The sequence below is a fragment of the Streptococcus pseudopneumoniae genome, from assembly GCF_001076775.1.
GTDB lineage: Bacteria > Bacillota > Bacilli > Lactobacillales > Streptococcaceae > Streptococcus > Streptococcus pseudopneumoniae_G.
The window spans coordinates 45,549-51,845 of the sequence record NZ_JVGV01000026.1; the positions used below are offsets into that span (position 1 = coordinate 45,549).

At 34.9% G+C, this 6,297-nt stretch carries 8 protein-coding genes and 8 tRNA genes; 6 read left to right on the top strand and 10 right to left on the bottom strand.

The window, feature by feature from the left end; all coding sequences use genetic code 11:
- Positions 1–210: 210 nt before the first annotated feature.
- Positions 211–609, bottom strand: a complete 399-nt coding sequence (locus tag ADJ60_RS07875; protein WP_049496811.1) for a hypothetical protein — start codon at positions 607–609, stop codon at positions 211–213.
- Positions 610–781: 172 nt separating this feature from the next.
- On the opposite strand from ADJ60_RS07875, the gene ADJ60_RS07880 reads away from it, so the two are divergent.
- A complete protein-coding gene (locus ADJ60_RS07880; protein ID WP_049505554.1) occupies positions 782–1,108 on the top strand; it encodes a DMT family transporter in 327 nt (108 codons plus the stop codon).
- Between the two features lie 163 nt (positions 1,109–1,271).
- Here the strand turns inward: ADJ60_RS07880 and ADJ60_RS07885 are convergent, their stop codons facing one another.
- Complete coding sequence (locus ADJ60_RS07885; protein ID WP_000287814.1) at positions 1,272–1,718, bottom strand: helix-turn-helix transcriptional regulator; 447 nt, start codon at positions 1,716–1,718, stop codon at positions 1,272–1,274.
- Between the two features lie 319 nt (positions 1,719–2,037).
- On the opposite strand from ADJ60_RS07885, the gene ADJ60_RS07890 reads away from it, so the two are divergent.
- Genes ADJ60_RS07890 through ADJ60_RS07910 form a run of 5 tightly spaced genes read left to right on the top strand, consistent with a single transcriptional unit; the run spans position 2,038 to position 5,528 of the window.
- The gene (locus ADJ60_RS07890) at positions 2,038–2,511 is read left to right on the top strand and encodes a hypothetical protein (protein WP_000182279.1); all 474 of its coding nucleotides are present in this window, start codon (positions 2,038–2,040) and stop codon (positions 2,509–2,511) included.
- 40 nt (positions 2,512–2,551) lie between these two features.
- Complete coding sequence (locus tag ADJ60_RS07895; RefSeq protein WP_049544509.1) at positions 2,552–3,748, top strand: replication initiation factor domain-containing protein; 1,197 nt, start codon at positions 2,552–2,554, stop codon at positions 3,746–3,748.
- 2 nt (positions 3,749–3,750) lie between these two features.
- Complete coding sequence (locus ADJ60_RS07900; RefSeq protein ID WP_001096843.1) at positions 3,751–4,137, top strand: hypothetical protein; 387 nt, start codon at positions 3,751–3,753, stop codon at positions 4,135–4,137.
- Between the two features lie 59 nt (positions 4,138–4,196).
- Positions 4,197–4,391, top strand: a complete 195-nt coding sequence (locus ADJ60_RS07905; RefSeq protein ID WP_000598356.1) for a DUF3173 domain-containing protein — start codon at positions 4,197–4,199, stop codon at positions 4,389–4,391.
- A gap of 3 nt (positions 4,392–4,394) precedes the next feature.
- Complete coding sequence (locus ADJ60_RS07910; RefSeq protein ID WP_009732034.1) at positions 4,395–5,528, top strand: tyrosine-type recombinase/integrase; 1,134 nt, start codon at positions 4,395–4,397, stop codon at positions 5,526–5,528.
- 85 nt (positions 5,529–5,613) lie between these two features.
- Here ADJ60_RS07910 and ADJ60_RS07915 read toward each other — a convergent pair.
- From ADJ60_RS07915 to ADJ60_RS07950, 8 genes are all read right to left on the bottom strand, one after another.
- Positions 5,614–5,697: transfer RNA gene (locus tag ADJ60_RS07915), tRNA-Leu, on the bottom strand.
- 9 nt (positions 5,698–5,706) lie between these two features.
- Positions 5,707–5,778 (bottom strand) — tRNA-Gln (locus tag ADJ60_RS07920).
- Positions 5,779–5,790: 12 nt separating this feature from the next.
- Positions 5,791–5,863 (bottom strand) — tRNA-His (locus ADJ60_RS07925).
- Positions 5,864–5,877: 14 nt separating this feature from the next.
- A tRNA-Trp gene (locus ADJ60_RS07930) sits at positions 5,878–5,948 on the bottom strand.
- A 5-nt stretch (positions 5,949–5,953) separates the two neighbouring features.
- Positions 5,954–6,034: transfer RNA gene (locus ADJ60_RS07935), tRNA-Tyr, on the bottom strand.
- A gap of 12 nt (positions 6,035–6,046) precedes the next feature.
- Positions 6,047–6,119 (bottom strand) — tRNA-Phe (locus ADJ60_RS07940).
- Between the two features lie 3 nt (positions 6,120–6,122).
- Positions 6,123–6,196 (bottom strand) — tRNA-Met (locus ADJ60_RS07945).
- A gap of 10 nt (positions 6,197–6,206) precedes the next feature.
- Positions 6,207–6,296 (bottom strand) — tRNA-Ser (locus tag ADJ60_RS07950).
- Between the last annotated feature and the right edge of the window lies 1 nt (position 6,297).

The window sequence follows — 6,297 nt, forward strand, 5'->3', positions numbered from 1 at the left end:
CTATACCGGCGGCCGGGGTCGAACCGGCACGTCCTTGCGGACACTGGATTTTGAGTCTAATATTATTAGTTTTAAATCTCAGAAATATTGATTTTATAAGCTTTTTTTCCATAATATTTTTTAAAACTTAGTATCACTTCCAAAGTTTAGATACTTTTTAGTAACTATAAAATGCTAGAAAGTATACTCCTTATTAAAAAGAGTTTTGGACTAGTTTTGTGCAATTTTATTACCCATATCCGTAATAAGAGAGGCTAAATTAATTGCCTTTAATGATTGTAGAAATTGGTTGTGAATATCATTAGACACATAACCAGCTAGCAAAATATGCTCAGCCATGTCATATTGCTTAATCAAGAGAATCTTATCATGTTTTTCATTAAATAAAATCGCACTAATTGCTGTATTAAAGACTGGAAAACGAAAACTCGCACATTGTGAACAATAAGGAATATCTCCCTCATCTTTTAAAAATTTTTTCTCCAAAGGATGCCCACATTCGGGACAACAAGTCATTGTTTTGTCAAATATAGAAGCCTCTTTTTTAAAGTTCTTAAAAGTAATTTTACCAGTAAAATCGAGACCACGCAAGACATTGAAATAAATCAAGACTTTATTTAAAATTTATCTTATGATATACTAAACTTATCAGCTATTGGTTCTGAAAAAGTGTCTGCCACAGTTTTACTACAAATTCTCATGACTTGTGCCAAGATTTATAAAAAACGGATAGCTATAATAGCTCTTAGAGCAAAAACATGACATATAGGAGGTTAAAGACATGTCATACTTTTATCTTTTTATCGCCATTGTAGGAGAGATATTGGGAACTAACCTTTTGAAATTATCAGACGGTTTTACAAAGCCTATTCCAACCGTTTCTGCCCTACTTAGCTATGGCGTTTGTTTCTATTTCTTATCACTAGCAATGCAAAAAATTCCTGTAGGAATAGCTTATGCAACATGGTCAGCTGTCGGTTTAGTTTTGATAGCCTCTATCTCAGTAATGATTTTCAAAGAAACACTAAATGTTTATAGCATTATCGGTTTAATTTTGATTATCATTGGTGTTGTCATGGTTAACTTATTAGGAAATGCAGGACATTAATAAAACCGGCTCTATACTATTTGTAGTGGGTAAATCCCCTATGGATATTATGGAGCCTATTTTGTTGTAGAAAAAAAGTTCCATAAGAACTATAATGAAAAGCTAGAATTCTGTCAATATTTTGGACACATTTTGGGAGGGAATTTTGAAGACTAGCGTCCTCCTAATTTTCCCAATAAGTTTTAACTTCTTCAAAAATCTTATTCAAAAGTTCTGCATCTTTTTCTGACAACTGATTTTTTTCTATAACTCTATCTTTTAGTTCTGTTGCCTTTATTTTATTTCTTGCCACCGAAACTGCTATTGAATGTTTCAAAATATCAAACTCATCCTTTGAAAAGTTTGCAATATTGGTAAGATCTAATTGTTCTAGAGGTAAACTACTGATAATTGAATAAGGTTTTTGTCCCAGCAAATAATCTGTAGTAGTCCCAAAGATATTTGCCAATTTCACAACGAATTCTAATCCTGGTTCTAACGTTCCATTCTCCCACCGAGAATATGTCCCTTGTTGAACTCCAATTAATTCCGATATTTGTACTTGAGTTAACTTTTTTGATTTTCTGAGAGTTTTTAACCTCTCTGAAAATTTATAATCCTCTGTATACATAATTCTCCTATAGATATTCTTATTCGTATATTTTAGCTTGACAAAATATTCCAAACGGTATAAAATAGAATTATTCCATAAGGAATATTTATTTTGAGATTGAATATTCCATTGAGAATATTATAGCATAAAAGGAGGTAAAAGCGTATGTAACTAGTAGTCGATTTAAAAAATTTTAATAAAGGAGGTAAGATTCGACAAAATAAAAAATCTTGAAACAAATGTGCCGTTCGTTCCAAGATCAAAACATATTATGTAACAATTATACCACAGAAAACTCTTCAGTTGCACAAGAAAATTTCGGAGGTTTCACAAAAAGATGACCAATAAAGAGTTAGTCAATCAAATTTCTGGCCTAAACTCTACCTCTACTCTTAAAAATTGGATTCAACTGATTAAAGAGATAAGTGGCAAGGAATTTAAGAAAATTAAAGTTCCTATCAGTAGAAATCCCAGAACTCATCAATTAAGTTATACAGTTGCCTATGATTTTACAGACGAAGACCTTAGACAATTTCAAAAGTTAGCTAAACTAAAACTTGAAATAGGTCTAAAAGAGGCTATACAAGCCGTATTTGGGAGTCTAGCAGACAATGAGCATGAATCCCTAAACCAAGTAATAGATGAGCTCTACGATGAACTGAGCGCCTTAAAACAGGAATTTAAGCGAGAAATGCGACTGATAAAAATTGAGAATTCCAACCTAAAAAAGAAAATCCAAGATATTGAAGAGTCGATGCAAACCGGCTTACTAGGGTTTGTTAACAAGAGGTCAAAAAATAGGTTCGGCTAATAGCGAGTTTTCGGCTGAGCCATGAGGCAGAAAGCCGAAAATGAGCGTAGATGCGGACGGACCATTTTTGACCGATAGGGTGTGTAGTAACACCACCCTCTGCAAGTTAGGTGTACCATCGAAAGAATTCAGTATTTCCAAGGGTTTCGGAGATTTTAAGGGTGGCAAAATTAAGCAAAAAGTTGAATCAAAATCTATGGCAAAAAATGAACATTTACGTTCTGTATTTGACTGGATTCAAATTCAGTTTGATAAGACTGAATTTTCGCCAAGAGAAATAATCGAAGACATTCTATTTCTTGACTATGACCTATTTATTGAGAATAAAGGGAACCTTAAATACTATAACTATGATAGCCAGCTTCATCATGGGAATATCCGTATCTACTATGGAGCGAAAGAGTCGTCCTACATGCTTGTCATGTCAGGACAGGCACTCGAGTTCTATAGAGATATGGTATTAGATCCAAATAGTCTGTCCGAAAGACAGTTTTTGAACAACCTCTACTACAATTACAATCATTTTTCAGTAAGACGAATTGATATTGCAATAGATGATTTTAATGAAACACCCTATTTCACTCCTAATCAGCTTCTAAAGATTTGTCAGAAGAAACGCTTTATATATGGAAAAAGCACCTACTACAATACCTACGGAGATGAAACAATCGGCCAGACCTTATATTTGAGAAAACCCAATGATGACGAAAGACTTAGAATTTACGATAAACGCTTAGAACGAGCTGAGAAGCTCGGTATCAGCAAGCGGTATATAGAAAATTGGATAAGAACTGAGTTAGAACTTAGGAAAGAAAAAGCTCACTACTTCATTCAAGAATGGTTGCATTCAGAAATAGATCTTCTCAACTTTACCAAGGGATATCTCAAAGAAAAAGTGAGGTTCTATAGTGATAGCTATTTCTCAAAACCTTTGAGATCTTGGGAAAAGTTTTTAGGCCATTCAAAACCCGTCTCTATCATTATTTCAAAATCAAAAACAGAACTAGAACAAAAATTAGAATGGTTTACCTATAAAGGTTCAGGAGCTATTCTAAAAGCGTATAAATTTCTATACGACAATAACTTACTGCATGAGTATGAGAAAGCTAACTATCTCGCACTCAACAATATGGAATATCCACCAGATTTAGCAAGTGGATTAATAGAAAGAGCAATACTCTTTAAACGAGAGGATTTGATCCCTACAATCAAAGAAAATATTAAAAGGAGAAATTAACTATGGCAAAAATGCTTTCACAAAATGACTGGAATTTTAATAACATTGGAACAAAATTTGAATTGGATGAAGTCATTCCAAAATTTGAAACGGAAGTCCGAGCAGATGCAAACGGAGAAATTATCAAAAACCGAGATGGTAGCGAAAGACGTTTTAATACCGATAAAATCATTGGTTGGAAATACAATGTAACAATCAAGGATGGACAATTCAAAAAGAAATCAACCCAAGTCTCAGTAGACAATCCAGATGCCTTGGTTGATAATGACTATATCCAAGCAATGGATGAAGTACCAGTTACATTTGACAATTTACAAGCTACTATGATTAGCACGACAATGTATTACAAGGCTGATGCTATCCATTTAGTAGATGTAAAACAAAAATAAGTAAAATACAAGGGGAGTTAATCCTCCCCTTAGTTAATCTAATTAGAAAAGGAGATCACATGATTAAAACTGTAACAAAAGATGACCTTATCGAACTTGGATTTGCTCCAGGAACTGCAAGAAAGATTATCCATACCGGCAAATTACTATTAGTGAATCGTGGTTTTAACATCTACGATAACAAAAGGATTGGTACAATTCCAGCCAGTGTCGCAGAAGAACTATTAGGAATTGAACTCCAGAAAGAAGCGTAGCTTATGGCTTTACGTAAAAGTAGAGACGGAACTTGGATTGTTGATGTTTCCAATGGTATAAATCCAATATCTCTAAAACAACGTAGAATTGTAAGAAAAGGATTCAAAACTAAAAAAGAAGCATTGGAGGCCGAACAATACTTACGAAGTGTCGAACTTAAAGAAAAAAGTTTCAACTCAAAAATATCAATTGATATCCTTTATGATCTCTTAAAAGAAGAGGATAGAATAAACAACAGAAAACAAAGCTATATAGATACACAAGAAAACAACTATAACAGGCATATAAAAAACTATTTTGAAAAAGTTGATGATGTAGCTAAATTAACTTATGAAGATATCTATCAATTCAGAGAACATCTAAGAGATAAAAATACTCAAAACTCAGAAAAGAAGCTAAGTCCAAACACTATTAATAAAATTATAATTTTACTAAAGAAAATTCTGGATGTTGGATTAAGAAAAGGATTTTACAAGGAACATCCCGTAGGATTACTGAAAAAATTACCCATAGAAAAAGTAAAATTAAATTTCTGGACAGTAAAAGAATTTAAGCATTTCTTAACACTATTTAGCAACGATGAATACAATATAAAATTACTATTCACAGTTCTATTTTTTACTGGTCTAAGACTCGGAGAAGCTCTTGCTCTAACGTGGAAGGACATAGAGTTTTCTACAAATACAATCCATGTAAGTAAATCAATATACGTTAAAAAAGGTGAAGAACACATTAGTAGTACAAAGACAAAAGCTGGAACCCGAAGAATCATCATGAACACCAAACTAGTGGAGACACTAGAAGAATGGAGGCAAACACAGCATGAAAGATTAAAAGAATTTACAACCAACCTAGATGATCTACAGATATTTCAAAATAGCCCGATTACGATAACTAAGGATTCAATCGAAAAACAATATAAAAAAATATTACAAAGAGATAGTTCTTTAAAAAAAATAAGAATTCATGACTTCAGGCATTCACATGCTTCCCTACTAATAAACCAAGGAGAAGATTATCTTGTCGTAAAAGAAAGATTAGGACATGCTTCTATAACTACAACAATAGATACATACTCTCATTTGTATCCAAGCAAGCAACAAAAATTAGCGGATAAATTAGATGATTTGTTATAAAACTAGTAATTTTAAGTAACTCAGCGTTACAAATTCAACAAATAAAAGAAAAAGACAAGGTCCGAAAACCTTGTCTTTAATACTATACCGGCGGCCGGGGTCGAACCGGCACGTCCTTGCGGACACTGGATTTTGAGTCCAGCGCGTCTGCCAATTCCGCCACGCCGGCAAAGTATAACTGGGGTAGCTGGATTCGAACCAACGCATGAGGGAGTCAAAGTCCCTTGCCTTACCGCTTGGCTATACCCCAATAATATAAATAGGCGAGTGAGGGGAATCGAACCCCCGAATGTCAGAGCCACAATCTGATGTGTTAACCACTTCACCACACCCGCCATAATTTAACTAACACGGGCAGTAGGAATTGAACCCACACTGAAGGTTTTGGAGACCTTAGTTCTACCTTTAAACTATGCCCGTAACTATGGAAGGGGAGGGATTCGAACCCCCGAACCCGAAGGAGCGGATTTACAGTCCGCCGCGTTTAGCCTCTTCGCTACCCTTCCAAAATATTTAAATGGCGCGAGACGGAATCGAACCGCCGACACATGGAGCTTCAATCCATTGCTCTACCAACTGAGCTACCGAGCCTTATTGCGGGAGCAGGATTTGAACCTACGACCTTCGGGTTATGAGCCCGACGAGCTACCGAGCTGCTCCATCCCGCGCTAATACAAAAGGAGGATGTGGGATTCGAACCCACGCACGCTTTTACACGCCTGACGGTTTTCAAGACCGTTCCCTTCAGCCGGACTTGGGTAATCCTCCA

What these genes read in the sequence shown, in the direction of transcription:
- ADJ60_RS07880 (WP_049505554.1), top strand. Translation starts at nt 782, where the DNA reads ATGTCATACTTTTATCTTTTTATCGCCATTGTAGGAGAGATATTGGGA.
- ADJ60_RS07885 (WP_000287814.1), bottom strand. Translation starts at nt 1,718, where the DNA reads ATGTATACAGAGGATTATAAATTTTCAGAGAGGTTAAAAACTCTCAGA.
- ADJ60_RS07890 (WP_000182279.1), top strand. Translation starts at nt 2,038, where the DNA reads ATGACCAATAAAGAGTTAGTCAATCAAATTTCTGGCCTAAACTCTACC.
- ADJ60_RS07895 (WP_049544509.1), top strand. Translation starts at nt 2,552, where the DNA reads ATGAGCGTAGATGCGGACGGACCATTTTTGACCGATAGGGTGTGTAGT.
- ADJ60_RS07900 (WP_001096843.1), top strand. Translation starts at nt 3,751, where the DNA reads ATGGCAAAAATGCTTTCACAAAATGACTGGAATTTTAATAACATTGGA.
- ADJ60_RS07905 (WP_000598356.1), top strand. Translation starts at nt 4,197, where the DNA reads ATGATTAAAACTGTAACAAAAGATGACCTTATCGAACTTGGATTTGCT.
- ADJ60_RS07910 (WP_009732034.1), top strand. Translation starts at nt 4,395, where the DNA reads ATGGCTTTACGTAAAAGTAGAGACGGAACTTGGATTGTTGATGTTTCC.